This window comes from Enterobacter sp. PL_is511, assembly GCF_055816065.1.
The window spans coordinates 123,389-148,499 of record NZ_JBVPGP010000017.1 but is presented as its reverse complement, the minus strand read 5'-3'; the positions used below and the strand labels follow the sequence as shown (position 1 = coordinate 148,499).

At 57.3% G+C, this 25,111-nt stretch carries 26 protein-coding genes; 8 read left to right on the top strand and 18 right to left on the bottom strand.

The window, feature by feature from the left end; translation table 11 throughout:
• Window positions 1-14: 14 nt before the first annotated feature.
• On the bottom strand, window positions 15-1,334 hold the full coding sequence (mepM, locus tag AC0TN7_RS04500; RefSeq protein ID WP_024909694.1) for a murein DD-endopeptidase MepM: 1,320 nt from the start codon (window positions 1,332-1,334) through the stop codon (window positions 15-17).
• A gap of 15 nt (window positions 1,335-1,349) precedes the next feature.
• Complete coding sequence (gene znuA, locus AC0TN7_RS04495; protein WP_032642638.1) at window positions 1,350-2,294, bottom strand: zinc ABC transporter substrate-binding protein ZnuA; 945 nt, start codon at window positions 2,292-2,294, stop codon at window positions 1,350-1,352.
• Window positions 2,295-2,371: 77 nt separating this feature from the next.
• Here znuA and znuC point away from each other — a divergent pair, with 77 nt between their 5' ends.
• Both znuC and znuB read left to right on the top strand, forming a co-directional pair.
• Window positions 2,372-3,127 carry a zinc ABC transporter ATP-binding protein ZnuC gene (znuC, locus tag AC0TN7_RS04490; protein WP_023312233.1) on the top strand — a complete coding sequence of 252 codons (756 nt, stop codon included), beginning with the start codon at window positions 2,372-2,374 and terminating at the stop codon, window positions 3,125-3,127.
• Window positions 3,124-3,909 carry a zinc ABC transporter permease subunit ZnuB gene (gene znuB / locus AC0TN7_RS04485; protein WP_024909692.1) on the top strand — a complete coding sequence of 262 codons (786 nt, stop codon included), beginning with the start codon at window positions 3,124-3,126 and terminating at the stop codon, window positions 3,907-3,909. Before znuC ends, znuB begins: the two co-directional genes overlap by 4 nt.
• A gap of 59 nt (window positions 3,910-3,968) precedes the next feature.
• Here znuB and ruvB read toward each other — a convergent pair whose 3' ends face one another.
• The 6 genes from ruvB to aspS all read right to left on the bottom strand — a co-directional run bounded on the left by ruvB (window position 3,969) and on the right by aspS (window position 9,224).
• On the bottom strand, window positions 3,969-4,979 hold the full coding sequence (gene ruvB / locus AC0TN7_RS04480; RefSeq protein WP_023312235.1) for a Holliday junction branch migration DNA helicase RuvB: 1,011 nt from the start codon (window positions 4,977-4,979) through the stop codon (window positions 3,969-3,971).
• A gap of 8 nt (window positions 4,980-4,987) precedes the next feature.
• Complete coding sequence (gene ruvA, locus AC0TN7_RS04475) at window positions 4,988-5,602, bottom strand: Holliday junction branch migration protein RuvA (protein WP_023312236.1); 615 nt, start codon at window positions 5,600-5,602, stop codon at window positions 4,988-4,990.
• Window positions 5,603-5,682: 80 nt separating this feature from the next.
• Window positions 5,683-6,204, bottom strand: coding sequence for a crossover junction endodeoxyribonuclease RuvC (ruvC, locus tag AC0TN7_RS04470; RefSeq protein ID WP_003859749.1), 522 nt, complete (start codon window positions 6,202-6,204; stop codon window positions 5,683-5,685).
• A gap of 34 nt (window positions 6,205-6,238) precedes the next feature.
• The gene (locus AC0TN7_RS04465) at window positions 6,239-6,979 is read right to left on the bottom strand and encodes a YebC/PmpR family DNA-binding transcriptional regulator (RefSeq protein ID WP_008500447.1); all 741 of its coding nucleotides are present in this window, start codon (window positions 6,977-6,979) and stop codon (window positions 6,239-6,241) included.
• Between the two features lie 27 nt (window positions 6,980-7,006).
• Complete coding sequence (gene nudB / locus AC0TN7_RS04460; RefSeq protein WP_148770089.1) at window positions 7,007-7,450, bottom strand: dihydroneopterin triphosphate diphosphatase; 444 nt, start codon at window positions 7,448-7,450, stop codon at window positions 7,007-7,009.
• A 1-nt stretch (window position 7,451) separates the two neighbouring features.
• Window positions 7,452-9,224 (bottom strand): aspartate--tRNA ligase, encoded by a 1,773-nt coding sequence (aspS, locus tag AC0TN7_RS04455; protein WP_048992234.1) that lies wholly within the window; start codon window positions 9,222-9,224, stop codon window positions 7,452-7,454.
• A 263-nt stretch (window positions 9,225-9,487) separates the two neighbouring features.
• Here aspS and AC0TN7_RS04450 point away from each other — a divergent pair, with 263 nt between their 5' ends.
• The 5 genes from AC0TN7_RS04450 to cmoB are packed head-to-tail and all read left to right on the top strand — an operon-like array spanning window position 9,488 to window position 13,068.
• Window positions 9,488-10,054 carry a hydrolase gene (locus AC0TN7_RS04450; protein WP_024909689.1) on the top strand — a complete coding sequence of 189 codons (567 nt, stop codon included), beginning with the start codon at window positions 9,488-9,490 and terminating at the stop codon, window positions 10,052-10,054.
• A complete protein-coding gene (locus AC0TN7_RS04445) occupies window positions 10,051-10,869 on the top strand; it encodes a DUF72 domain-containing protein (RefSeq protein WP_032647794.1) in 819 nt (272 codons plus the stop codon). Before AC0TN7_RS04450 ends, AC0TN7_RS04445 begins: the two co-directional genes overlap by 4 nt.
• A gap of 51 nt (window positions 10,870-10,920) precedes the next feature.
• Window positions 10,921-11,316, top strand: coding sequence for an MAPEG family protein (locus AC0TN7_RS04440; RefSeq protein ID WP_024909687.1), 396 nt, complete (start codon window positions 10,921-10,923; stop codon window positions 11,314-11,316).
• A gap of 40 nt (window positions 11,317-11,356) precedes the next feature.
• Window positions 11,357-12,100, top strand: coding sequence for a carboxy-S-adenosyl-L-methionine synthase CmoA (gene cmoA / locus AC0TN7_RS04435; RefSeq protein WP_024909686.1), 744 nt, complete (start codon window positions 11,357-11,359; stop codon window positions 12,098-12,100).
• Window positions 12,097-13,068 (top strand): tRNA 5-methoxyuridine(34)/uridine 5-oxyacetic acid(34) synthase CmoB, encoded by a 972-nt coding sequence (gene cmoB, locus AC0TN7_RS04430; RefSeq protein ID WP_473701868.1) that lies wholly within the window; start codon window positions 12,097-12,099, stop codon window positions 13,066-13,068. Before cmoA ends, cmoB begins: the two co-directional genes overlap by 4 nt.
• Before the next feature lie 262 nt (window positions 13,069-13,330).
• On the opposite strand, the gene cutC is transcribed toward cmoB, so the two are convergent.
• Together cutC and AC0TN7_RS04420 are read right to left on the bottom strand one after the other, a co-directional pair.
• A complete protein-coding gene (cutC, locus tag AC0TN7_RS04425) occupies window positions 13,331-14,074 on the bottom strand; it encodes a copper homeostasis protein CutC (RefSeq protein WP_061714865.1) in 744 nt (247 codons plus the stop codon).
• A 78-nt stretch (window positions 14,075-14,152) separates the two neighbouring features.
• Entirely contained in the window at window positions 14,153-14,713 is a 561-nt protein-coding gene (locus AC0TN7_RS04420) for a VOC family protein (RefSeq protein ID WP_148770083.1), read from the bottom strand.
• Between the two features lie 239 nt (window positions 14,714-14,952).
• Between AC0TN7_RS04420 and argS the strand changes: the two genes are divergently transcribed.
• A complete protein-coding gene (gene argS / locus AC0TN7_RS04415; RefSeq protein WP_417927552.1) occupies window positions 14,953-16,686 on the top strand; it encodes an arginine--tRNA ligase in 1,734 nt (577 codons plus the stop codon).
• Between the two features lie 57 nt (window positions 16,687-16,743).
• Here argS and flhE read toward each other — a convergent pair whose 3' ends face one another.
• The 8 genes from flhE to tap form a co-directional block, all read right to left on the bottom strand.
• The gene (gene flhE, locus AC0TN7_RS04410) at window positions 16,744-17,136 is read right to left on the bottom strand and encodes a flagellar protein FlhE (protein ID WP_024909681.1); all 393 of its coding nucleotides are present in this window, start codon (window positions 17,134-17,136) and stop codon (window positions 16,744-16,746) included.
• On the bottom strand, window positions 17,136-19,214 hold the full coding sequence (flhA, locus tag AC0TN7_RS04405) for a flagellar biosynthesis protein FlhA (RefSeq protein WP_024909680.1): 2,079 nt from the start codon (window positions 19,212-19,214) through the stop codon (window positions 17,136-17,138). Before flhA ends, flhE begins: the two co-directional genes overlap by 1 nt.
• Window positions 19,207-20,355 (bottom strand): flagellar biosynthesis protein FlhB, encoded by a 1,149-nt coding sequence (gene flhB, locus AC0TN7_RS04400; RefSeq protein WP_024909679.1) that lies wholly within the window; start codon window positions 20,353-20,355, stop codon window positions 19,207-19,209. The genes flhA and flhB overlap by 8 nt, the downstream gene beginning before the upstream one ends.
• A gap of 148 nt (window positions 20,356-20,503) precedes the next feature.
• The gene (cheZ, locus tag AC0TN7_RS04395) at window positions 20,504-21,148 is read right to left on the bottom strand and encodes a protein phosphatase CheZ (RefSeq protein ID WP_023312251.1); all 645 of its coding nucleotides are present in this window, start codon (window positions 21,146-21,148) and stop codon (window positions 20,504-20,506) included.
• Window positions 21,149-21,158: 10 nt separating this feature from the next.
• A complete protein-coding gene (cheY, locus tag AC0TN7_RS04390) occupies window positions 21,159-21,548 on the bottom strand; it encodes a chemotaxis response regulator CheY (RefSeq protein ID WP_008500431.1) in 390 nt (129 codons plus the stop codon).
• A 17-nt stretch (window positions 21,549-21,565) separates the two neighbouring features.
• Window positions 21,566-22,615, bottom strand: a complete 1,050-nt coding sequence (locus AC0TN7_RS04385; RefSeq protein ID WP_417927553.1) for a protein-glutamate methylesterase/protein-glutamine glutaminase — start codon at window positions 22,613-22,615, stop codon at window positions 21,566-21,568.
• Entirely contained in the window at window positions 22,612-23,478 is an 867-nt protein-coding gene (gene cheR, locus AC0TN7_RS04380; RefSeq protein ID WP_023312253.1) for a protein-glutamate O-methyltransferase CheR, read from the bottom strand. The genes AC0TN7_RS04385 and cheR overlap by 4 nt, the downstream gene beginning before the upstream one ends.
• Before the next feature lie 19 nt (window positions 23,479-23,497).
• A complete protein-coding gene (gene tap / locus AC0TN7_RS04375) occupies window positions 23,498-25,099 on the bottom strand; it encodes a methyl-accepting chemotaxis protein IV (protein ID WP_024909678.1) in 1,602 nt (533 codons plus the stop codon).
• Between the last annotated feature and the right edge of the window lie 12 nt (window positions 25,100-25,111).

Genomic DNA, 25,111 nt, shown 5'->3' with positions numbered 1-25,111 from the left:
CAAAAACAGAGAACTTAGTTTAAGCTCAGCTGCGGCATCACCTCTTTCACCTGCGCCAGATAATCAGTACGATCTTTACCTGTCAGGCCTTCAGTGCGCGGCAGTTTCGCGGTCAGCGGGTTCACTGCTTGTTGGTTGATCCACACTTCATAGTGCAGGTGCGGGCCGGTAGAGCGTCCGGTATTTCCGGAGATCGCGATACGGTCCCCGCGCTTCACCTTCTGGCCCGGTTTGACCAGCAGCTTACGCAGGTGCATATAGCGGGTCGTATAAGTACGACCATGACGTACCGCGACATAATATCCGGCGGCACCGCTACGCTTGGCCACCACCACTTCGCCATCCCCTACCGCCAGTACCGGCGTGCCCTGCGGCATGGCAAAGTCAACGCCACGGTGCGGCGCGACGCGCCCGGTTACCGGGTTCAGACGACGCGGGTTAAAGTTCGAGGAGACGCGGAACTGTTTTGCCGTCGGGAAACGCAGGAAGCCTTTCGCAAGACCCGTACCGCTGCGGTCATAGAACTTACCGTCTTCGGCACGAATCGCGTAGTAATCTTTGCCCTCAGAGCGCAGACGTACGCCCAGCAGCTGGCTTTGCTCGCGCTTGCCGTCCAGCATTTCGCGGGACATCAGAACGGAGAACTCATCGCCCTTCTTCAGCTTACGGAAATCCATCTGCCACTGCATGGCTTTGATCACCGAACTGATTTCAGCGCTGGTCAAGCCCGCATCTCGCGCGCTGGAGACAAAGCTCGCGCCCACGGTGCCTTTCAGAACGCTGTTAACCCAGTCGCCCTTCTGCATTTCGCTGGTCATCTTGAAACCGTTTGCAGTGCGATCGTAGGTGCGGGTTTCGCGGCGGGACATTTCCCAGGTCAGACGCTGGAGATCGCCATCCGCCGTTAGTGTCCAGGAGAGCTGTTGTCCGATTTTCAGGTTACGAAGATCTTTATCCGCAGCCGCCAGCTGGCTGATATTGCCCATGTCGATGCCGTACTGGTTCAGCACGCTGCTCAGCGTGTCCCCGGTAGACACAACATATTCGTGAATACCGGCTTCGTTCTCGGTTTTATCGTCCAGCTCATCCTGCGGGATGGCTTCATCTTCCTGAGCTGCCTGGTCGATAGGCTCACTGGCTTCAGGCAGCAAAGAACGGATTTCGCTCTTTTCAAGCTCAATGGTTTTGATGATAGGGGCAGAACTCGGGTGGTAAACATAGGGCCGCCAGACGGCGACCGCTAAGGTGAGTACTGTAAGCGACCCCAGCATAACGCGGTGGGGTCGAGGCAGATTGTTAAATGCCAGGGCGACAGAGCGGGCTATCTGTTGCACGTATTCACTTCCTCGTTAATCTCCTTTCAGGCAGCTCGCATACTGGTTCGCCAGTTGGCTGAGGAACTGCGAATAGCTCGCTTTGCTCAACTGGATATTCGTACCTAGCGGGTCAAGGGTTCCCATGCGCACGGATGTTCCCCTGGCCACGGCTTCTACGACCGCTGGCCTGAACTGTGGCTCAGCAAAAACGCATGTCGCTTTTTGCTCAACCAGCTGTGTTCTGATTTCATGTAAACGCTGCGCACCAGGCTGAATTTCAGGGTTGACGGTAAAATGACCCAGCGGGGTCAAACCGTAGTGTTTTTCGTAATAGCCATAGGCGTCATGAAAAACGAAATACCCTTTACCTTTCAACGGTGCGAGCTCATTACCTACCTGCTTATCGGTTGCGGCTAATTGTGCCTCAAAATCCTTCAGGTTGGCGTCTAGTTTGGCTCGACTTTGCGGCATAAGTTCCACTAATTTGTCATGGATTGCAACCGCTGAAAGCCGCGCTATCTCTGGGGATAACCAAAGATGCATGTTGTACTCGCCGTGATGGTGATCTCCATCACCTTTTTCACCCTCTGCAGCGTGATGGTCATGTTCGTCACCGTCGTCATCCGCCCCTTTCATGAGCAGCGGTTTCACGCCGGGGAGGTCTGCAATCGCGACCTGCTTTTCGCCGGCAACCTGTTTTGCTGACTTCTGCATGAACGCTTCCATTTCCGGGCCAATCCAGACGACTAAGTCCGCGTTTTGTAAGCGTTTTACATCTGACGGGCGCAGGGAATAGTCATGCTCGGATGCACCATCAGGGAGCAGAACCTGGGTTTCCGTGACCCCGTCTGCAATGGCCGACGCGATGAATCCGAGTGGTTTAAGCGAAGCGACAACCGCAGCGTTAACATCTTGTGCGGTTGTACCCCAAAGGGCAGCGGATAATGCTGCGAAAAGAAGCGTATTTTTATGTAACATAATGCGACTAATCATCGTAGTGAATGCGTGGAATGTGATATTATAACATTCGTTGACTTCTTCAAGCTTAAAATGACATGACGACATTGGTTTCCCTTGAAAATATTTCGGTCTCATTTGGCCAGCGCCGCGTCCTCTCTGACGTGTCGCTCGATCTGAAGCCCGGCAAAATTCTGACGCTGCTCGGCCCCAATGGCGCAGGCAAATCCACCCTGGTGCGCGTGGTGCTGGGTCTGGTCGCCCCCGATGAAGGCGTGATCAAGCGCGAGGAAAAATTGCGTATCGGCTATGTGCCGCAAAAACTTCATCTCGACGCCACGCTGCCGCTGACGGTCAGCCGCTTCCTGCGTCTGCGCCCCGGCACGCGTAAAGCCGATATTCTCCCGGCACTGAAACGCGTGCAGGCGGGCCATCTTGTCGATGCGCCGCTGCAAAAACTGTCCGGCGGTGAAACTCAGCGAGTCTTACTTGCCCGTGCGCTGCTCAGCAGCCCGCAGCTGCTGGTGCTGGATGAGCCGACTCAGGGTGTGGATGTGAATGGTCAGGTTGCGCTTTATGATTTGATCGACCAGCTACGTCGAGAGCTTGATTGCGCAGTGCTGATGGTGTCTCACGATCTCCATCTGGTGATGGCAAAAACCGACGAAGTGCTGTGTCTCAACCACCATATCTGCTGCTCCGGCACGCCAGAAGTGGTCTCCATGCACCCGGAGTTTATCTCCATGTTCGGCCCTCGCGGGGCTGAACAGCTGGGCATCTATCGCCATCATCATAATCATCGCCATGATTTACAGGGACGAATCGTACTGCGTCGGGGAAATGGACACTCATGATTGAACTGTTACTGCCCGGCTGGCTGGCCGGGATTATGCTTGCCTGCGCCGCGGGTCCGCTCGGCTCGTTTGTCGTCTGGCGCAGAATGTCCTATTTTGGCGATACCCTGGCGCACGCGTCCCTGCTGGGTGTGGCTTTTGGCCTGCTGCTCAACGTCAACCCGTTTTACGCGGTGATTGTGGTCACGCTGTTGCTGGCCGCCGGTCTGGTCTGGCTGGAGAAGCGCCCTCACCTCGCAATTGATACGCTGCTTGGCATCATGGCGCATAGTGCCCTGTCTCTGGGCCTGGTGGTGGTCAGCCTGATGTCGAATATCCGCGTGGATCTGATGGCTTACCTGTTCGGTGACCTGCTGGCCGTCACGCCAGACGATCTCATCGCAATCGCGATTGGCGTTGTGGTGGTGCTCGCTATTCTGCTCTGGCAGTGGCGTAACCTGCTGGCCATGACCGTCAGCCCGGACCTGGCGTTTGTCGACGGCGTGAAGCTGCAGCGCGTTAAGCTGCTGCTGATGCTGGTAACGGCGTTAACCATTGGGGTGGCGATGAAGTTTGTCGGCGCGCTGATTATTACATCACTGCTGATCATCCCTGCGGCTACGGCACGTCGTTTTGCCCGTACGCCGGAGCAGATGGCCGGTGTGGCCGTGATTGTCGGAATGATTGCGGTAACGGGTGGACTCACCTTCTCGGCGTTCTATGACACGCCTGCGGGGCCGTCTGTGGTGTTAAGTGCTGCGGTGTTGTTTATTTTCAGTATGATGAAGAAGACCGCAAATTAACATCGAGGGCGCTGATGCCCTCACCCTGGCCCTCTCCCACAGGGAGAGGGAACAATGCATTACGGCATTGCCGGTGGCGTAATGCCAAAATGATTCCACGCCCGCACCGTTGCCATACGTCCACGCGGGGTGCGCTGCAGGAAGCCCTGCTGGATCAGATACGGTTCAAGCACGTCCTCGATGGTTTCGCGCTCTTCCCCGATTGCCGCCGCCAGGTTATCCAGCCCAACCGGGCCGCCAAAGAACTTATCCAGCACCGCCAGCAGCAGTTTACGGTCCATATAGTCAAAGCCTTCGGCATCGACGTTCAGCATATCCAGCGCCTGCGCGGCGATCTCGGCGGAAATCGAGCCATCGTGCTTCACTTCGGCAAAGTCACGTACGCGGCGCAGCAGGCGGTTAGCGATACGCGGCGTACCGCGGGAACGCTTCGCCACTTCAAACGCGCCCTCTTCGCTCATTTCCAGCCCCATATAGCGGGCGCTACGGCCAACGATATGCTGGAGGTCCGCCACCTGGTAAAACTCAAGACGCTGCACGATACCGAAACGGTCGCGCAGCGGAGAGGTCAACGACCCGGCCCGCGTCGTTGCACCAATCAGGGTAAACGGCGGCAGATCGATTTTGATGGAGCGCGCGGCCGGGCCTTCGCCAATCATGATATCCAGCTGGTAATCTTCCATCGCCGGATAGAGCACTTCCTCCACCACCGGCGACAGGCGGTGGATCTCATCGATAAACAGCACGTCATGCGGTTCGAGGTTGGTCAGCATCGCAGCGAGATCGCCCGCCTTCTCCAGCACCGGGCCGGAGGTGGTGCGCAGGTTGACGCCCATTTCATTGGCGACGATATTCGCCAGCGTGGTTTTCCCCAAACCCGGGGGGCCAAAAATCAGCAGGTGATCGAGCGCATCGCCGCGCAGCTTTGCCGCCTGGATGAAAATCTCCATCTGGGAACGAACCTGCGGCTGGCCGATATACTCATCAAGCAGTTTTGGGCGGATCGCGCGATCCACCACGTCATCTGCCTGAATAGTGCCTGCCGATACCAGGCGGTCTGCTTCAATCATCCTTTACCTCACAATGCAGCGCGCAGCGCTTCGCGAATCAGGGTTTCACTGCTGGCGTCCGGTTTGGCAATTTTGCTCACCATACGGCTGGCCTCCTGAGGTTTATAGCCCAGCGCCACCAGCGCGGCAACCGCTTCCTGCTCGGCATCATCATCCGTGGCAGGGCCGCCTGGCGAGGTCAGTACCAAATCGGCAGCCGGCGTGAACAGATCGCCATGCAGACCTTTAAAGCGGTCTTTCATCTCGACAATCAGGCGCTCTGCCGTTTTCTTGCCGATGCCCGGAAGCTTAATCAGCGCAGCAGGATCTTCGCGCTCAACGGCATTCACAAACTGTGGCGCTGACATGCCGGATAAAATCGCCAGCGCCAGCTTCGGGCCAACGCCGTTAGTTTTAATCAGCTCGCGGAACAGGGTCCGCTCCTGCTTGTTATTGAAGCCGTACAGCAGCTGGGCATCTTCACGCACCACAAACTGAGTAAAGACAATCGCCTCTTTGCCCGCGTCCGGCAGCTCATAGAAGCAGGTCATCGGCATATGGACTTCATAGCCCACGCCACCCACTTCCAGCAGCACTAACGGGGGTTGTTTTTCAATGATGATGCCTCTGAGTCTGCCTATCACGTGACGCTCCTGCGTTCTGGGAGAAATTAACTGCCGACATAATAAAAAAAGGCTGGATGTTTATCCAGCCTGATTTCTCATTATCGTAACCTGCCTCGCGCCAGATTAAGCCGCGACTCGCTCATCTGCATCGCGTTCTGGCTGACGTGACAGTGGGTAATCGCAATCGCCAGCGCATCCGCGGCGTCGGCCTGTGGGTTCGCTGGCAGCTTCAGCAGGGTACGCACCATGTGCTGCACCTGACTTTTCTCCGCGCTACCAATGCCCACCACTGTCTGCTTGACCTGACGTGCCGCGTATTCAAATACCGGCAAATCCTGGTTGACCGCAGCCACAATGGCCACTCCGCGCGCCTGACCGAGCTTTAGCGCCGAATCGGCGTTTTTCGCCATAAAGACCTGCTCGATAGCGAAATAGTCCGGCTGAAACTGGGTGATGATCTCCGAAACGCCCGCATAAATGAGCTTCAGGCGCGACGGCAGATCGTCCACTTTGGTGCGAATACAGCCGCTGCCGAGGTAGGTTAACTGGCGTCCCACCTGACGGATAACGCCATAACCGGTGACGCGTGAGCCTGGGTCAATCCCGAGAATAATCGACATCACGCGTCTCCTGTAACGGATTTACACGCTCTCATTAGAGAGTCGCTGCAACCTCATCAGAGATTTCACCGTTGTGGTACACTTCCTGCACGTCGTCGCAGTCTTCGAGCATGTCGATCAGACGCAGCAGTTTTGGTGCGGTTTCCGCATCCATGTCCGCTTTGGTGGACGGGATCATGGACACTTCAGCGTTGTCCGCTTTCAGGCCAGCCGCTTCCAGCGCGTCGCGCACGGCACCCATCTCTTCCCATGCGGTGTAAACGTCGATAGCACCGTCATCGAAGGTCACCACGTCTTCTGCACCGGCTTCGAGCGCCGCTTCCATGATCGCATCTTCATCGCCTTTCTCGAAGGAGATGACGCCTTTTTTGCTGAACAGGTAAGCAACGGAACCGTCAGTGCCCAGGTTGCCACCGGTTTTGGTGAACGCGTGGCGCACTTCCGCAACGGTACGGTTACGGTTGTCGGACAGGCACTCAACCATCACCGCCGTACCGCCAGGGCCGTAACCTTCATAGATGATGGTTTCCATGTTCGCGTCTTCATCGCCGCCCACACCACGTGCGATAGCACGGTTCAGGGTGTCACGCGTCATGTTGTTGGACAGCGCTTTATCAACCGCCGCGCGCAGACGCGGGTTAGAAGCCGGGTCACCGCCGCCCAGACGCGCTGCCGTCACCAGCTCGCGAATGATTTTGGTAAAGATCTTACCGCGCTTTGCATCCTGTGCCGCTTTGCGGTGTTTGGTGTTGGCCCACTTACTATGACCTGCCATAAAAATATCCTCAAAGAGCGCGCCTTTTCAGGCAGCGTTAATTACAAATTCTTCAATCGCCTGCCGGTTGCTCCACGACTTGGTCAGTGCGGCGGCCTCCGCCGCATTCACCCAGCGGTAGGTCAGGTGTTCGGTAAACACGATCTCCCGTTCATGGGGGAGCGCGAGACAGAACCACGACTCCGTGTTGCGCCTGGTACCCGGCGCGTAGCGATGACGTAAATGGCTAAAAATTTCAAACTCCACCGTGCGCTGACAGTCCTTCAGGGTCAGTTGCTCGCGGGCAACGTCAATGGCGACCTCTTCCTTTACTTCACGCACGGCGGCCTGCGGCGCGGTTTCTCCCTCTTCCAGACTGCCGGTTACCGACTGCCAGAAATCAGGGTCATCGCGCCGCTGCAACATCAGCACCCGCTTCGTGTCTTCTGCATAAATGACCACCAGAACCGAAACGGGAAGCTTATATTCCATATCAGTTTTTCTCTTCCTTCTTCACCACTTCAATGCCCAGCTCAGCCAGAGAGGCTGGGTTAGCAAAGCTTGGCGCTTCGGTCATCAGACACGCTGCGGCAGTGGTTTTCGGGAAGGCAATAACATCACGAATGTTATCGGTGCCGGTCAGCAGCATGGTCAGTCGGTCAAGACCGAAGGCCAGACCCGCGTGCGGAGGCGTACCGTATTTCAGCGCGTCCAGCAGGAAGCCAAACTTCTCGCGCTGCTCCTGCTCGTTGATGCCCAGGATGCCGAACACGGTCTGCTGCATTTCACCGCTGTGAATACGCACGGAACCACCGCCCACTTCGTAGCCATTGATAACCATGTCATAAGCGTTCGCGACCGCGTCTTCCGGCGCCGCTTTCAGCTCTGCTGCCGTCATGTCTTTTGGCGAGGTGAACGGGTGGTGCATCGCCGTCAGGCCGCCTTCACCGTCGTCTTCAAACATTGGGAAGTCGATAACCCACAGCGGCGCCCATTTGTTTTCGTCGGTCAGGCTCAGGTCTTTGCCGAGCTTCAGACGCAGCGCGCCCATCGCATCCGCCACGACTTTCTTATTGTCTGCGCCGAAGAAGATCATGTCGCCGTCCTGCGCGCCGGTGCGCTCAAGGATCGCTTCCACGATGTCCGCGTTCAGGAACTTCGCTACCGGGCTGGTGATACCTTCCAGACCTTTCGCACGCTCGGTCACTTTAATATAGGCCAGACCTTTCGCGCCGTAGATCTTGATGAAGTTGCCGTAGTCGTCGATCTGCTTGCGGCTCAGAGCTGCACCACCCGGCACGCGCAGGGCCGCCACGCGGCCTTTAGGATCGTTAGCCGGGCCAGCGAAGACGGCAAACTCAACGCCTTTCACCAGGTCTGCAACGTCCACCAGCTCCATCGGGTTACGCAGGTCAGGTTTGTCGGAGCCGTAGCGACGCTCGGCTTCAGCGAAGGTCATAATTGGGAAATCGCCCAGCTCAACACCTTTTACGTCGTTCCACAGGCTACGCACCAGGGCTTCCATCACTTCACGCACCTGCTCGGCGGTCATGAAGGAGGTTTCCACGTCGATCTGGGTAAATTCTGGCTGGCGGTCAGCGCGCAGGTCTTCGTCGCGGAAGCATTTAACGATCTGATAGTAACGATCGAAGCCGGACATCATCAGCAGCTGTTTGAACAGCTGCGGAGACTGCGGCAGCGCGTAGAATTTACCTTTATGAACGCGGGATGGGACCAGGTAGTCGCGCGCGCCTTCCGGCGTGGCTTTGGTCAGCATCGGGGTTTCGATATCGAGGAAACCGTGATCATCCATAAAGCGACGCACCAGGCTGGTGATTTTCGCACGGGTTTTCAGGCGCTGAGCCATTTCCGGGCGACGCAGATCCAGGTAGCGGTATTTCAGACGCGCTTCTTCAGTGTTGACGTGGTTGGAGTCCAGCGGCAGCGCTTCAGCACGGTTGATGATCGTCAGATCGGACGCCAGCACTTCAATGGCACCCGTCGCCATGTCGGCGTTGACGTTTTTCTCGTCACGCGCACGCACGGTGCCAGTAACCTGAATGCAGAACTCATTACGCAGCTCAGAGGCCAGCTTCAACGCATCTGCGCGATCCGGGTCGAAGAACACCTGAACGATACCTTCGCGGTCGCGCATATCGATGAAGATAAGGCTACCAAGATCACGACGACGATTGACCCAACCACACAGGGTGACCTGCTGTCCGACGTGGGACTGACGCAGCTGCCCGCAATATTCTGTACGCATGAGATATCCCTTAATTAGCCGCAGGCTAAATGTCGCCTGGTATGCAGGCTACTATGTCGCAGCTTTCTGTATGTCACAACTGGATGAAAAAAGGCGGCTATTATACTGGAAATTCCGCCGGACGATAAGAGCGAACCACGGCCAGGCGGTCGTTTGCTGCACTCTAATTGCGCATTCTCACAAAAATTAACAAAATTATGCGACCAATAACAGGCCATCACGTCGTATGGTGTCCAGAAGTGATTAATTTAACGGGAGTAACAATGTTAACCCTTGATGCCAAAAAAACCGCGCTTGTAGTGATTGATTTACAGGAAGGCATTTTGCCCTTTGCCGGTGGCCCGCATACCGCAGACGATGTGGTCAGCCGCGCCGCTCGCCTGGCGGAGAAATGCCGTGCCAGCGGTGCGCAGGTGGTCATGGTGCGCGTCGGCTGGTCCGCGGATTACGCCGAAGCGTTAAAACAGCCCGTTGATGCGCAGGCACCCGCGCGAGCCCTGCCGGAAAACTGGTGGACGTACCCGGTCTCACTCGGCAAACGCGACAGCGATATTGAAGTGACCAAACGCCAGTGGGGTGCCTTCTACGGTACCGATCTCGAGCTGCAGCTCCGCCGTCGCGGCATTGACACCCTCATCCTGTGCGGCATTTCCACCAATATCGGCGTGGAGTCAACCGCCCGCAACGCCTGGGAACTGGGCTTTAATCTGGTGATCGCCGAAGATGCCTGCAGCGCGGCCTCCGCGGAACAGCATCAGGGCAGCATGACGCACATCTTCCCGCGCATCGGTCGCGTGCGCAGCACGGATGAGATCCTTCGCGCACTATGATGTATGTGGGCCTGCCCCAGTGGTCGCACCCGAAATGGGTGCGCCTTGGCATCACCAGCCTTGAAGAGTATGCCCGACACTTCAACTGTGTCGAGGGCAACACCACCCTGTATGCGCTCCCCAAAGCTGAGATTGTCGCACGCTGGCGGGAGCAAACAACCGACGATTTCCGTTTCTGTTTTAAGTTTCCGGCGACCATTTCTCACCAGGCCGCACTGCGAAACTGCGGTGAGTTGACCGACGAATTCTTTGCCCGGATGGCGCCTCTGGCAAACCGCATCGGCCAGTACTGGCTGCAGCTTCCCGCAGTCTTTGGCCCGCGCGACCTGCCCGCACTGTGGACGTTTCTGGACGCCCTGCCCCGGGAGTTTACCTATGGGGTGGAGGTCCGACACCAGGACTTCTTTGCGAAGGGCGAAGCAGAAAAAGCGCTCAACCGCGGCCTTCTTGAGCGTTCCGTCAACCGGGTGATCCTCGACAGCCGTCCGGTGCACAGCGCAATACCGCACAGTGAGGCCATCATTGAGGCGCAGCGAAAAAAACCGAAAGTGCCGGTCCACGCCATCGTGACTGCGCAGAACCCGATGGTCAGGTTTATCGGCAGCGATAACATGCAGCAAAACCAGGCGCTGTTCGCCGTCTGGCTGGAAAAACTGGCCTCATGGGAACACACCACCACGCCGTATCTCTTTTTGCACACGCCGGATATTGCCCAGGCCCCCGAACTGGTCGATGCTCTGTGGCAGGCCTTGCAGACTGCGGTGCCGTCCGTGGGCAGCGCCCCTTCCATCCCACAACAATCTTCTCTTTTCTGATATCACCCCCTATCATAGTGAAGTGCCATCTGCCAAAAACAGGGAGTTTGTATGGTCAGCGCGCTGTATGCGGTGTTAGGTGCATTACTGCTGATTAAGTTTTCATTTGATGTTGTGCGCCTCAGAACGCTGTACCGTGTCTCTTACGGTGACGGCGGATTTTCAGAGCTACAAAGCGCTATTCGCATTCATGGCAACGCGGTCGAATACATCCCCGTAGCCTTAATCCTGCTGCTTTTTATGGAGATGAATGGCGCAGAAACCTGGATGGTGCATATCTGTGGCCTGCTTCTTATTGCTGGCCGCCTGATGCATTATTACGGCTTTCACCACCGCTTAATCCGCTGGCGTCGTTCCGGCATGAGTGCGACCTGGTGTTCGCTTTTGCTGATGGTGCTGGCTAACCTGTGGTATATGCCGTGGGAGTTGGTTTTCTCCCTCCATTAGCGCACAATACGCCACTTTATTTTTCCCGGATTTTTACGTTATGTCAGATCGCGACACGCTTTTTTCCGCGCCTATCGCCAGCCTGGGCGACTGGACCTTCGATGAACGGGTAGCTGAAGTCTTCCCGGATATGATCCAGCGCTCTGTTCCCGGTTATTCCAATATTATCTCTATGATCGGCATGCTGGCTGAGCGCTTCATTCAACCCGGCACGCAGGTCTATGACCTGGGCTGCTCGCTCGGCGCGGCAACGCTGTCGGTTCGTCGTAATATTCACCAGGAAGGCTGCCGAATCATTGCCGTCGATAACTCCCCGGCCATGGTTGAGCGCTGCCGTCGCCATATTGACGCGTACAAAGCCCCTGTTCCGGTGGACGTGGTGGAAGGTGATATCCGCGAGATTGAAATCAATAACGCCTCGATGGTGGTGCTGAATTTCACCCTTCAGTTCCTGGTGCCGGAAGACCGCCAGCTGCTGCTGGACAAAATTTATCAGGGGCTGAATCCTGGCGGCGCGCTGGTGCTCTCGGAGAAATTCAGCTTCGAAGATGCCGAAGTTGGCGAGCTGCTGTTCAACATGCACCACGATTTCAAACGGGCGAACGGCTACAGCGAGCTGGAGATCAGCCAGAAGCGCAGCATGCTCGAAAACGTGATGCTGACGGATTCCGTAGAAACCCACAAAGCGCGTCTGAGCAAAGCCGGGTTTGAGCACAGCGAACTGTGGTTCCAGTGCTTTAACTTTGGCTCTCTGGTGGCGCTGAAAGCGGGGAAACCGGCATGATCGAATTCAGTAACTTCTATCAGCTGATTGCCAAAAACCAGCTCTCCCACTGGCTGGAAACCTTGCCCGCGCAGATTGCCGCCTGGCAGCGCGATCAGCAGCACGGCCTGTTAAAGCAGTGGTCAAACGCGGTGGAGTTTCTGCCCGAGCTGACCCCGCATCGTCTGGATCTTCTGCACAGCGTAACCGCCGAAAGCAAAGAACCGCTTTCGGCCGGGCAGATCAACCGCATCGAAACGCTGATGCGCAATCTGATGCCGTGGCGCAAAGGCCCGTTCTCGCTGTACGGGGTGAACATCAATACCGAATGGCGCTCGGACTGGAAATGGGATCGCGTTCTGCCGCACCTTTCCGACCTGACCGGACGTACCATTCTGGACGTGGGCTGCGGCAGCGGTTACCACATGTGGCGCATGATTGGCGCGGGCGCGCACCTGGCGGTCGGTATTGACCCGATGCAGCTGTTCCTGTGCCAGTTTGAAGCGGTACGTAAGCTGCTGGGTAACGACCAGCGCGCGCACCTGCTGCCGCTGGGCATTGAACAGCTGCCAGCCCTGAAAGCGTTTGATACCGTCTTCTCCATGGGCGTGCTGTATCACCGTCGTTCTCCGCTTGAACACCTGTGGCAACTGAAGGATCAGCTGGTCAGCGGCGGCGAGCTGGTGCTGGAAACGCTGGTCATCGAAGGGGATGAACATGCCGTTCTGGTGCCGGGCGATCGCTACGCGCAGATGCGCAACGTTTACTTCATCCCTTCCGCGCTGGCGCTGAAGAACTGGCTGGAGAAGTGCGGGTTTGTGGATGTGCGGATTGCCGATGTCAGCGTGACCTCTCTCGAAGAGCAGCGCCGCACCGACTGGATGATCACTGAATCGCTGGAGCAGTTCCTCGACCCGACCGATCACAGCAAAACCATCGAAGGCTATCCGGCGCCGATGCGTGCGGTGTTGATTGCGACCAAGCCGTAGCCTGTTAGCCGGGTGGCGGCTGCGCCTTACCCGGCCTACGCGTCGCACGTTTTCTCCAAAATAGTTCAAGTTGCAGCAAGGCGGCAACGCAGCGAATCCCCGGGAGCTTACATCAGTAAGTGACCGGGGTGAGCGAGGCGGCCAACGCGGCTGCGGCTTGAAATATGAAGGAGAAAAAAAGGCCCCTGTGTAATTTGCAGGGGCCTGGTACAAGCAAGCATCATATTGGGCGACATGATGCGCGGTAAAAATCGGTACGTTGCTACACGTGATGGCGCTCAATCAGCGACTTCATTTCCGCAACCGACTCTCCCTCTACGCCGTAGCGTGAATACTCATCTGCTTCAGCATCCGTCGACATTGACAACCCTGTATTGCGATAACGCATAGGCGAAGGTATCCATTTACCCGCGGAGCTGTGCAGCTCTTCTACCCCAGCGTTTAAAAACCGTTCCAGATTGCTGGCGCGGACTCCCGCACCCGCCATTATTATTGGAACACCGGAATGTGCTTTTAGTTCCGTAATTAATTGCAGTCCTTTTTCAGCTGACGCCTGTTGACCCGATGTCAGAATGCGCGCCACGCCAAGTTCTCCAAGCGTTTCAAAGGCCTGAAGCGGATCTTTACACATATCAAATGCACGATGAAAAGTGACGGCCAGCCCCTGTGCGGCGCTCATCACCTGACGCATGCGCGGGAGATCGATATTGCCGTCTTCATCCAGCAGACCGGTGACCAGCCCGGGGAACCCCAGGTCGCGCACGAGGGCGATGTCTTCAAGCATGGCACTGAACTCGCCCGCCGTGTAACAAAAATCACCGCCGCGCGGGCGAATAATCGGGTGAACGGGAATGGTGAGTGCCTGACGGGCAGACTTCAACACGCCGAAGGACGGCGTCAGCCCGCCCTCTTTGGGTGCCGCGCACAGTTCAATGCGGTCAGCCCCGTGTTTTTGTGCGGTCACAGCACACTCCACGCTGTAACAACAAATCTCCAGCAGCGCCATTTAATCCTCCTGAAATCCCACTAAACAAACCATCATGCCACGCCGTCCGTTTTCAGTCGCGGCGTGAACTCACATCTCTTACGCTTCGCTGGCAACGATCTGCTCAATGGTCCACGGATGAAACTTCACCGTGACCTGTCCGTCCGTGACGGCCAGCGTCGGGTTAGGTAACCGCTCGCGCTCGCCTTTGGGAGAACTGGTCTTCACAAAAATCCCCGGCTTGCTTAATCCGTCGTCAGAAAGCAGGGCCAGCGCGCGCGCGTTCAACGTCTCCGGCTCACCCGGCAGGACAATTTCGATATGCTCCCAGCCTTCGTGCGGATAGCGCTTCTCACCCGGCCACGGCAGTTCAATCACGGTGAATTGCCAGTGCGCCACGTTCACCGGTTCATGCAGTTTAAACAGGCAAATGGGGCGACCATTGATGATGTTCTCGGAGAGCAACACGCCGCACTGTTCGAAACCGCGACGCCAGCGCTCTGCGGTGGCATTCTGATGACAGCGCAAAGAGATGTGATCGGCCTCAAGCGGTGCGATATCCAGACCCAGACGGGTGGCAAGTTCTGTGAACGCCTGGGTGAAACGCGGTAAATCTGCGGAAATATCATGCAGTTCGTCAATGGATTGCCAGTTCGCCATAATTCACTCTCTTTTCGTGTCGCAAAGCCGCTAATTTACTCTGTTGCCCTGTTTTGACCAACCGCAGAATCCGGCTTTTTATGACTGCATGTTTATGCACACCTTCACTGCCTGGATTCTGAGCAATCTCCAGGCCCCGCGATGCTGACGGCAGAAGGCATTTGCAGTATACTCCCGCCCTAAATTCTTTAACTGGCGCGGGCGGTTGTAAGCCCGCATCAAAAACGTAAGGTATCCAGGTGAATATTCAGGCTCTTCTCTCCGAAAAAGTCAGTCAGGCACTGATTGCCGCAGGTGCACCTGCGGATTGCGAACCGCAGGTTCGTCAGTCAGCAAAAGTACAGTTTGGCGACTATCAGGCTAATGGCGTGATGGCAGTGGCTAAAAAACTGGGCATGCCGCCGCGACAACTCGCTGAGCAGGTACTGACGCAACTGGATCTCACCGGCATTGCCAGCAAAACCGAAATTGCCGGCCCGGGCTTTATCAATATCTTCCTGGAACCTGCGTTCCTGGCCCGCCACGTTGATGCGGCGCTGAAATCCGATCGTCTGGGTGTGTCCCAGCCGGAAGCGCAGACCGTCGTGATCGACTATTCTGCGCCGAACGTGGCGAAAGAGATGCACGTTGGCCACCTGCGCTCCACCATCATCGGTGATGCCGCAGTACGCACGCTCGAGTTCCTCGGTCACAAGGTGATCCGCGCGAACCACGTGGGCGACTGGGGTACCCAGTTCGGCATGCTGATTGCTTACCTGGAAAAACAGCAGCAGGAAAACGCGGGTGAAATGGCGCTGGCGGACCTGGAAGGGTTCTATCGCGAAGCCAAAAAACACTACGACGAAGACGAAGCCTTTGCCGAGCGCGCGCGCAGCTACGTGGTAAAACTGCAGGGTGGCGATCAATACTTCCTCGAGATGTGGCGCAAGCTGGTTGACATCACCATGTCTCAGAACCAGCTTACCTATAACCGCCTGAACGTCACCCTGACCCGTGACGACGTGATGGGTGAAAGCCTGTATAACCCAATGCTGCCCGGCATTGTAGCGGACCTGAAAGCGAAAAATCTGGCGGTTGAGAGCGAAGGCGCAACGGTTGTGTTCCTTGATGAGTATAAAAACAAGGAAGGTGAACCGATGGGCGTGATCATCCAGAAAAAGGATGGCGGCTATCTCTACACCACTACTGACATCGCCTGCGCAAAATACCGTTACGAAACGCTGCATGCCGACCGCGTGCTGTACTACATCGACTCCCGTCAGCACCAGCACCTGATGCAGGCGTGGACCATCGTGCGTAAAGCCGGTTACGTGCCGGATTGCGTTCCGCTGGAACACCACATGTTCGGCATGATGTTGGGTAAAGACGGCAAGCCGTTCAAAACCCGTGCGGGCGGTACCGTGAAGCTTTCTGACCTGCTGGATGAAGCGCTGGAACGCGCCCGCCGTCTGGTGGCCGAGAAGAATCCGGACATGCCTGCTGACGAACTGGAAAAACTGGCCAACGCCGTGGGTATCGGTGCGGTGAAATACGCGGATCTTTCCAAGAACCGTACCACCGACTATATCTTCGACTGGGATAACATGCTGGCGTTTGAAGGCAACACGGCGCCATACATGCAGTACGCCTATACCCGCGTGCTGTCGGTATTCCGTAAAGCTAATATCGACGAAAGCGTGCTGGCAAATGCTGCCGTGACCATCACGGAGGATCGTGAAGCGCAGCTGGCGGCACGTCTGCTGCAGTTCGAAGAGACGCTGACGGTGGTCGCGCGTGACGGCACGCCGCACGTGATGTGTGCTTACCTGTACGATCTGGCGGGTCTGTTCTCCGGCTTCTACGAGCACTGCCCTATTCTGTCTGCGGAAAACGAATCGGTCCGCAACAGCCGCCTGAAGCTGGCGCAGCTCACGGCGAAGACCCTGAAGCTGGGTCTGGATACCCTGGGTATCGAAACCGTAGAACGTATGTAATACAAAAAACCCGGCAAGCGCCGGGTTTTATTTTTTGCAGTCCTGCTCACGCAACCGTCAACGGTAGTTCACGATGACAGAATTACTCTGCACCTTCAGCGCCGGGATCAAACGTCCCCCGCCCGGCACTTCCCATATGAAGCGTAAAGGCTCAATGGCCGGTACGCCGTTGAACGCCTGCGTCGTACCATTTTCGCCGTCGATTTCCGTGCAGCGCGTCTGAGAACAAAGACGTACCCGCAGTCCGGCTGGCGTAGGGCCAATCAGCCGGTAGTTCCAGACCACAAGGCCCATCTGACCGGAAACGCCTTCAGAAGGCGAAAGCGGATTAGAGGACATGGCGACGCCCCGGTTGCTGAGGGTCACCCCCATGCTGCTTGCCTGCCAGGTCCCCTCCCCGCCAGCCTGTGCCACCAGCGGGAAGAGCAAAATCCAAAGCCATTTACGCATTATTTTCCTCCAATCGTCGCGGTCATGCGGATATGACGGTTGTCCGACAGCTCCAGATTCGAGAGTACGACCAGCTGGTTCAGGCTGCGACGCAGGAAGCGCGACAGCAGCGGACGCAGCGCATGGTTCACCAGCAGCACCGGCGGCGCGCCCAGCATCTCCTGACGCGCCAGCGCCTCCTGGGTTTGCGCCAGCAGACGGTCCGCCAGGCCCGGCTCCAGACCGCCCCCGCCCTGCAGGGCCTGAAGCAGCAGGCGTTCAAGCGGCGTATCGAGGCCAATAACCTGCACTTCTCCGGTTCCCGGGAACCACTGCTGGGTGATCGCGCGGCCCAGCGCCACGCGCACCACCGCCGTCAGCTCGTGCGGATCGCTCTGGATTGGCGCATGCTCTGCCAGCGTTTCCAGAATGGTGCGCATATCGCGGATCGGTACCTTTTCTTCGAGCAGGTTTTGCAGCACCTTGTGCAGCGTGGTCAGCGTCACCACGCCCGGGACCAGATCTTCCGTCAGCTTCGGCATCTCCTGCGTGACGCGGTCCAGCAGCTGCTGCGCTTCCTGACGGCCAAACAGCTCCGCCGAGAATTGCCCAATCAGGTGATTAAGATGGGTCGCCACCACGGTACTGGCTTCAACAACCGTATACCCCTGGATCTGTGCCTGCTCTTTCAGGGCACTTTCAATCCAGATAGCGGCCAGACCAAAGGCCGGGTCGATGGTTTGCTCGCCCGGCAGCGTGCCTGCGGCGGTGCCGGGGTTAATCGCCAGCCAGCGGCCCGGATAGGCATCACCGCTGCCAATTTCAACGCCTTTCATCAGAATGCGATAGCGCGCGGGCGGCAGGTCCATATTGTCGCGGATGTGTACAACCGGCGGCAAGAAGCCCATATCCTGCGCGAATTTTTTACGGATACTGCGGATACGGCCAAGCAGCTCGCCGTCCTGCTGGAAATCGACCATCGGGATCAGGCGATAGCCCACTTCCATTCCCAGGGAATCTTCCAGCTGAACGTCGTTCCATGTCGCTTCGACGGCCTGGGTATTCTCCGGCATTTTTACCGGAACAGGTTCCGCAGCCGGTTTGGTTTCACGGCCGCGCATCCACCAGGCTAGCCCCAGCAGACCTGCCGTAAACAGCAGGAACACGAGGTTTGGCATCCCCGGCACCAGACCGAGCAACCCGAGAACCGCCGCGGCAAGCAGCATGACGCGCGGGTTACTGAACAGCTGGCCCACCATCTGCTCGCCAACGTCCTGATCGGTACTCACGCGGGTCACGATAACACCCGCCGCCGTGGAAATCACCAGCGCCGGGATCTGCGCAACCAGACCGTCACCAATGGTCAGCAGCGTATAGCTTTCCGCCGCGTGGCCCATGTCCATCCCGTGCTGCAGTACCCCCACCAGCAGGCCGCCGACCACGTTAATCACCATGATCAGAATGCCTGCGATGGCGTCACCGCGCACAAACTTACTCGCACCGTCCATGGAGCCGTAGAAGTCCGCTTCCTGCGTCACTTCCGAACGGCGTTTTTTGGCTTCATCTTCGGCGATAAGACCGGCATTCAGGTCGGCGTCGATCGCCATCTGCTTGCCCGGCATCCCGTCCAGCACAAAACGCGCGCCCACTTCCGCGATACGCCCTGCACCTTTGGTGATAACCATAAAGTTGATGATAACGAGGATAACGAACACCACGATACCGATAGCGAAATTGCCGCCCACCAGGAAGTGGCCGAACGCTTCCACCACTTTACCCGCCGCTGCCGCCCCGGTGTGACCTTCCATCAGGATGATACGCGTGGACGCCACGTTCAGCGCCAGTCGCAGCAGGGTGGTAAACAGCAGAATGGTCGGGAACGCGGCGAACTCCAGGGTACGCTGGGTGAACATCGCCACCAGCAGCACCATAATGGACAGCGCGATATTGAAAGTGAAAAGCAGGTCGAGGATGAACGCCGGGAGCGGCAGTACCATCATCGACAGAATTAGCAGGATCAGAATCGGCCCGGCAAGGATCTGCCATTGGGTCGATTTCAGGTTGCCGGGCAGGCGCAACATTGCCACCAGATTAGCCATCAGTGTCCTTCTCGTTCATAAAATCCAGCGCGGCAGGCACCGGAAGGTTCTCAGGTTTCACAGGCCGTTGACCGCCGGCCAGACGCCAGCGCTTCAACTGCCATACCCAGGCCAGCACTTCCGCCACGGCGGCGTAGAGTTGTCCCGGGATCTGTTGTCCAATATCCGCATGGCGGTACAGGGCACGCGCCAGCGGAGGGGCTTCCAGGATCGGCACGCGGTGTTCGGTGCCAATTTCCCGGATACGCAGAGCGATCAGCCCCGCCCCTTTCGCCACCACTTTCGGCGCGCTCATTTTGTTTTCGTCATAGCGCAGCGCAACGGAATAGTGCGTCGGGTTAGTAACAATGACGTCGGCCTTCGGCACATCTTCCATCATGCGGCGACGGGCGGCGGCACGCTGCATCTGGCGGATGCGCCCTTTCACGTGCGGGTCACCTTCCATCTGCTTATATTCGTCACGAATATCCTGCCGTGACATGCGCAGTTTTTTGAAGTGGGTATAAAGCTGGAAGATCACGTCAAAACCCACCATCGGGATAATGCTGAGCACCACCAGCAGCGCGCAGAGCCCGACCAGATTCAGCGCGTTGCTCATCGCGGTGAGCGGTGATTCGCTGATAAGACGCATCATTTCTGGCCAGTGGTACCAGAGGTAAAACCCTGCGGAACTGCCCATCAGCACCGATTTGAGAACGGCTTTGAGCAGCTCAGCCCCGGTCTGCGCAGAGAACATTTTCGCAATGCCCGGCAGCGGGTTCAGTTTGGAAAATTTCGGTTGCAGCGATTTGGCACTAAAAACCAGACCGCCGAGCATCACCGGAGAGACCAGCGCGACCAGCACAACCCCGGTAATCAGGGGCAGCAGCGCAACCATGGCCCCTTTAATAAGCTGAATTATCTGGCTGAGGATCAGATTCGGATCGTTGACCATGCTGTGGTCAAAGCGTAAGCCGGTGGACAACATTCCCGCCAGTTTGCGGGCGAGCGACTCCCCGCCCCACCAGATAATGCACACCCCTACGATAAGGATCAGCAGGGAGGTCAATTCTCGGGATCGGGGGATCTGCCCTTCCTCACGCGCCTTTTCTAGTCGGTGGGGTGTGGGGGCTTCCGTTTTGTCGTCGTTCTCTTCAGCCACAGTGCATGCTCAGCCCATTACGTCACGGGTATCATGCCAGCGCAGCGGAAATCCAATGGCGGGAAAAGCCCGTTTATTCGGGCTCTTTTCGGTGATTTTGTCGCAAACCGCCTCAGGTGGCGTTAACCTCCTGAGGCGGAACGGACCATCAGAAGCCGAGGCTGTCCAGCAGGTCGTCGACCTGATCCTGGCTTGCCACAACGCCCGCTTTGCTGGCGTCGAGCTGAGGACCATTGAGCAGGCTTTCATTCTCGCGTTTTGGACGGGCTGCCGGCTCCGGAATGTTCTCCAGCAGAACCATCAGCAGCTGACGTTCAATCTCCTGGATAACATCCATCATGCGCTTGATCACCTGACCGGTCAGGTCCTGGAAATCCTGCGCCATCATGATGTCCAGCAGCTGGGCGTTGGTGAAGCTGGTGTGACCCGGCACATCACCCAGGTACTGACGGGTATCCGTCACCAGCTCACGGGCATCCGCCAGCTCGATAGGGTTCTCAAACCACTCGTCCCAGCGTTTGCTCAGCGCTTTCGCCCCCTTTTCCATCGCATCCTGGTGCGGCTGTGACGCTTCAACGCTGTTCAGCGCACGTTCCGCGGCCTGAGCGGTCATCTGCACAACATAGTCCAGACGATCGCGGGCATCAGGAATGGCTTCCGCGGCTTCGGCAATCGCCTGATCCAGACCCAGCTCGCGCAGGCTGTCACGCAGCATGCGCGTCAGGCTGCCGATGCGGACGATGATATCGCTCGGCGAGTGTTCTTCAACGGGTTTCATAGCAGGTTGCAACATTTCCATCACCTCACATGCCGAGTTTCTCGAAGATCTTACCGAGCTTCTCTTCCAGGGTTGCCGCGGTGAATGGCTTCACCACATAGCCGCTTGCGCCCGCCTGTGCAGCGGCAATGATGTTCTCTTTTTTCGCTTCTGCAGTGACCATCAGAACCGGCATAGACGCCATTCCCGCATCGGCACGAATGGTTTTCAGCAGTTCCAGACCGTCCATGTTAGGCATGTTCCAGTCGGAGATAACAAAACCAAACCCGCCAGCCTGCAGTTTGTTCAGCGCATCAACGCCGTCTTCTGCTTCTTCAACGTTGTTGAAGCCCAGCTCTTTCAGCAGGTTGCGCACGATGCGACGCATGGTGGAAAAGTCATCCACAACCAAAAACTTAAGCTCTTTATCCGCCATAAAATAATACTCCTGAGTCAAATACGTATTGCCTGTCCGGCACTGATTTTCGCCAGCATCTGCTGGCTTACCTGGCTAAGATCGACCACTTCGCTCACGCCACCCATATTGATGGCCTCGCGCGGCATGCCGAACACCACACAACTTGCTTCATTCTGCGCAATCGTCCAGGAGCCAGCCTGGTGCATTGCAAGCATTCCGGCGGCACCGTCGTTGCCCATCCCCGTCAGGATCACCCCAACGGCGTTGCGCCCCGCATGTTTCGCCACCGAATGAAACAGCACATCCACCGACGGACGGTGCCGGTTGACCGGCGGTCCGTCATGAATTTTGATTTGATAGTTAGCGCCGCTGCGCGCCAGCTCCATATGCTTGTCGCCCGGGGCGATATAGGCATGTCCCGGGAGCACGCGCTCGCCGTCTTCCGCTTCTTTCACGCTGATCTGACACAGCTTGTTCAGGCGCTCGGCGAACGAACGGGTAAAGCCTGGCGGCATATGCTGAGTGATCAGAATACCCGGACTTGAAAGCGGCAATGGCTGGAGTACATGACGAATTGCCTCTGTTCCTCCGGTTGACGCGCCAATCACCAGCAGTTTTTCCGAGCTGAGTAAGGGACCGGCCTTCAGGGTCGCAGGCGCGGCCATCGGCGTGTGGGCGGCAAGCTTCGCCCTAGACGCGGTGCGGATCTTCTCGGCGATCATTTCGCTGTAGGCCAGCATCCCTTCGCGAATGCCGAGCTGCGGTTTGGTGACAAAATCCACCGCCCCCAGCTCCAGCGCGCGCAGGGTGATTTCCGAGCCTTTTCCGGTCAGGGAGGAGACCATCACCACCGGCATGGGCCGAAGCCGCATTAATTTTTCGAGGAAATCTATGCCATCCATGCGCGGCATCTCGACATCCAGCGTTAGCACGTCGGGGTTATATTTTTTAATTAAATCCCGCGCTACCAGCGGATCGGGCGCGGTTGCCACCATCTCCATGTCGCTGTGGCTATTGATAATTTCAGTCATGATCTGACGCATCAGCGCTGAATCATCGACAGACAACACCCTGATTTTACTCATGCTTTTTCCTTACTCAGCGCATATACCGTTTGCCCACGCAGGCTAAACTCACGCGCGAGGTTGCTGAAGTTTTCCGAGTGCCCTGCAAACAGTAAACCGTCAGGCTTGAGCAACGGAACAAACCGACGCAGAATGTCCTGTTGCGTCGTTTTATCAAAATAGATCATGACGTTACGGCAAAAGATAGCGTCGAACGGCCCCGGCACGTTGTACTGCTTATCCAGCAGGTTTACGGGCGCGAATTCAACGCAGTTCGCCAGTTCCTGGCGTACGCGTACCAGGCCTTCATGCGGGCCCGTTCCGCGCATGAAATAACGCTGCAGCTGCTGTGGTGACAGCGTTTTCAGCTCATCCTGGCGATAAACGCCGTTACGCGCCTTCTCCAGCACCTCGGTATCGATATCGCTGGCGTAGACTTTCCAGCGTCCGGGCGTCATGCCCAGGGTATCAGCCAGGGTGATCGCCAGCGAATACGGTTCTTCACCCGTCGAGGCGGCCGCACTCCATACGCGATACTCCCCGGTGCGACGGCGTGCGTGCTCGGCCAGGACCGGGAAATGGTGGGCTTCACGGAAAAACGCCGTCAGGTTGGTGGTTAACGAGTTAATAAAAGCCTGCCACTCCGCGCTGTTCTGGTTCGCCTCGAGCATGCTCAGATAGCGGCCAAAATCATCCAGCCCCAGCGTGCGCAAGCGCCGCACCAGGCGGTTGTAGACCATGTCGCGCTTATGATCCGCAAGCACGATCCCCGCACGCTGGTAGATTAACTGACATATCCGACGAAAATGCGCGTCGGACAGCGCGAGGCGCTGTGTCATCTGCAACAATAATGACGTTTGCCCAGGGGGCATTGGTGATGTCATAGCGCCTTCTTAATTACATTCAGGATACAACTGGCACGGCCTGCGACCGCCCGACTTCTGTTACTGCTTCAACGTGCTCTTTCACATTAAACACCGCGACCAGTCCGGTCAGACGATCGGCCTGACTGGCCAGCTGATCGGTTGCCGCTGCCGCTTCCTCAACTAACGAGGCGTTCTGTTGCGTCACCTGATCCATCTGGCTGACGGCCTGTGCAACCTGCTCAATGCCGCGACGCTGTTCGTCCGACGCCGAGGCAATTTCGCCCATGATGTCGTTCACCCGCGTCACGGAGGTGACGATCTCGTGCATGGTTTTCGCCGCCGTATCCACAAGCGTTGAGCCCTGCTGAACGCGCGAGACCGACTCTTCGATCAGCACCTTAATCTCTTTCGCCGCGTTGGCGCTGCGGCTCGCCAGGTTACGCACTTCCCCTGCCACCACCGCAAATCCTCGCCCCTGCTCCCCGGCGCGCGCCGCTTCAACGGCGGCATTCAGCGCCAGAATGTTGGTCTGGAACGCGATACCGTCAATCACGCTGATGATGTCACCAATTTTCTGCGAACTGGTGGCAATCTCCTGCATGGTGCTGGCGACATGGGACGCCTGGTCTCCGCCTTTCTTCGCCGTCATCGCCGCCTGTTTTGACAGGTCAGACGCCTGACGCGCGTTATCGGCGTTCTGGCTTACCGTCGCGGTCAGCTGCTCCATGCTGGCCGCCGTCTGCGCCAGCGAAGCCGCCTGCTGCTCGGTGCGGGACGAGAGATCGTTATTGCCCGCCGCAATCTCTGAGATCCCGGTGTGCATGGCATAACTGCCCTGCCGCACGTCGCTCACCGTTTCCCGCAGCGATCCCTGCATCGCCTTCAGGCTGGCAAAGATCGCTGAAATTTCGTTCCTGCCGAACACCGCTACCGGACGCGCCAGATCGCCTTTCGCAATACTGTCGAAGTGGCTGCTGATAATCGCCAGCGGCTGGACAATCATTCTGCGCGACCAGAGCAGTGCGGCGCCGGTCAGCAGCCCTGCCAGAATCACCACCACGGCAAAGATGACACCCGACATGTGATAGCTTTGACGGCTCTGTTCACCGGCACGCTGAACAGACTGGTTAATATCCTGCTGCCACGCGTTAAAGCTGCCGTCAAACGCCGCCTGCGAGGCCTGAACCGGCGCGGTCATAAAGTCCGACAGCTGGTTGTTCTCAAGCCACGTCGCCTGATGGTCCAGATCGCTGTACCACTGTTCAAAGTTCGTCTTCATGGCGGCCTTCAGCGCTTTCTCTTTCTCGCTGTCGGCGGCCTGCGCCGTAAAAGCTTTAAACTGTGCGTCAGCCTGTTTCAGGCTGTCGCGCGCGGTCGCCATCAGCGCTTTAATGTCATCCGGCGGATAACTCAGCGCGGTTAAGGTTCCCGCCTTGTTCAGCGCAGTGCTTGCCTGCAACAGCACGGCACGCGTTTGTGCCAGTGCGGAGCGCTGCTGATTACTCGTCTCAACTTCCTGCAAATTCTGATAGCCATCGCGAAACGCCCAGAAAGACAACCCGTTACTGCCAACCTGCAACACACCGCAAAGGATCAGAATCAAAAACAGTGTGGTCGAGATACGAATACGATTTAACATCCACGCTCCCAT

Bases quoted from the DNA above. Each gene is read 5' to 3' on its own strand.
- znuA (WP_032642638.1), bottom strand. From the start codon at position 2,294: ATGTTACATAAAAATACGCTTCTTTTCGCAGCATTATCCGCTGCCCTT.
- znuC (WP_023312233.1), top strand. From the start codon at position 2,372: ATGACGACATTGGTTTCCCTTGAAAATATTTCGGTCTCATTTGGCCAG.
- znuB (WP_024909692.1), top strand. From the start codon at position 3,124: ATGATTGAACTGTTACTGCCCGGCTGGCTGGCCGGGATTATGCTTGCC.
- ruvB (WP_023312235.1), bottom strand. From the start codon at position 4,979: ATGATTGAAGCAGACCGCCTGGTATCGGCAGGCACTATTCAGGCAGAT.
- ruvC (WP_003859749.1), bottom strand. From the start codon at position 6,204: ATGTCGATTATTCTCGGGATTGACCCAGGCTCACGCGTCACCGGTTAT.
- AC0TN7_RS04465 (WP_008500447.1), bottom strand. From the start codon at position 6,979: ATGGCAGGTCATAGTAAGTGGGCCAACACCAAACACCGCAAAGCGGCA.
- nudB (WP_148770089.1), bottom strand. From the start codon at position 7,450: ATGGAATATAAGCTTCCCGTTTCGGTTCTGGTGGTCATTTATGCAGAA.
- aspS (WP_048992234.1), bottom strand. From the start codon at position 9,224: ATGCGTACAGAATATTGCGGGCAGCTGCGTCAGTCCCACGTCGGACAG.
- AC0TN7_RS04450 (WP_024909689.1), top strand. From the start codon at position 9,488: ATGTTAACCCTTGATGCCAAAAAAACCGCGCTTGTAGTGATTGATTTA.
- AC0TN7_RS04445 (WP_032647794.1), top strand. From the start codon at position 10,051: ATGATGTATGTGGGCCTGCCCCAGTGGTCGCACCCGAAATGGGTGCGC.
- AC0TN7_RS04440 (WP_024909687.1), top strand. From the start codon at position 10,921: ATGGTCAGCGCGCTGTATGCGGTGTTAGGTGCATTACTGCTGATTAAG.
- cmoA (WP_024909686.1), top strand. From the start codon at position 11,357: ATGTCAGATCGCGACACGCTTTTTTCCGCGCCTATCGCCAGCCTGGGC.
- cmoB (WP_473701868.1), top strand. From the start codon at position 12,097: ATGATCGAATTCAGTAACTTCTATCAGCTGATTGCCAAAAACCAGCTC.
- cutC (WP_061714865.1), bottom strand. From the start codon at position 14,074: ATGGCGCTGCTGGAGATTTGTTGTTACAGCGTGGAGTGTGCTGTGACC.
- AC0TN7_RS04420 (WP_148770083.1), bottom strand. From the start codon at position 14,713: ATGGCGAACTGGCAATCCATTGACGAACTGCATGATATTTCCGCAGAT.
- flhE (WP_024909681.1), bottom strand. From the start codon at position 17,136: ATGCGTAAATGGCTTTGGATTTTGCTCTTCCCGCTGGTGGCACAGGCT.
- flhA (WP_024909680.1), bottom strand. From the start codon at position 19,214: ATGGCTAATCTGGTGGCAATGTTGCGCCTGCCCGGCAACCTGAAATCG.
- cheZ (WP_023312251.1), bottom strand. From the start codon at position 21,148: ATGTTGCAACCTGCTATGAAACCCGTTGAAGAACACTCGCCGAGCGAT.
- cheY (WP_008500431.1), bottom strand. From the start codon at position 21,548: ATGGCGGATAAAGAGCTTAAGTTTTTGGTTGTGGATGACTTTTCCACC.
- AC0TN7_RS04385 (WP_417927553.1), bottom strand. From the start codon at position 22,615: ATGAGTAAAATCAGGGTGTTGTCTGTCGATGATTCAGCGCTGATGCGT.
- cheR (WP_023312253.1), bottom strand. From the start codon at position 23,478: ATGACATCACCAATGCCCCCTGGGCAAACGTCATTATTGTTGCAGATG.
- tap (WP_024909678.1), bottom strand. From the start codon at position 25,099: ATGTTAAATCGTATTCGTATCTCGACCACACTGTTTTTGATTCTGATC.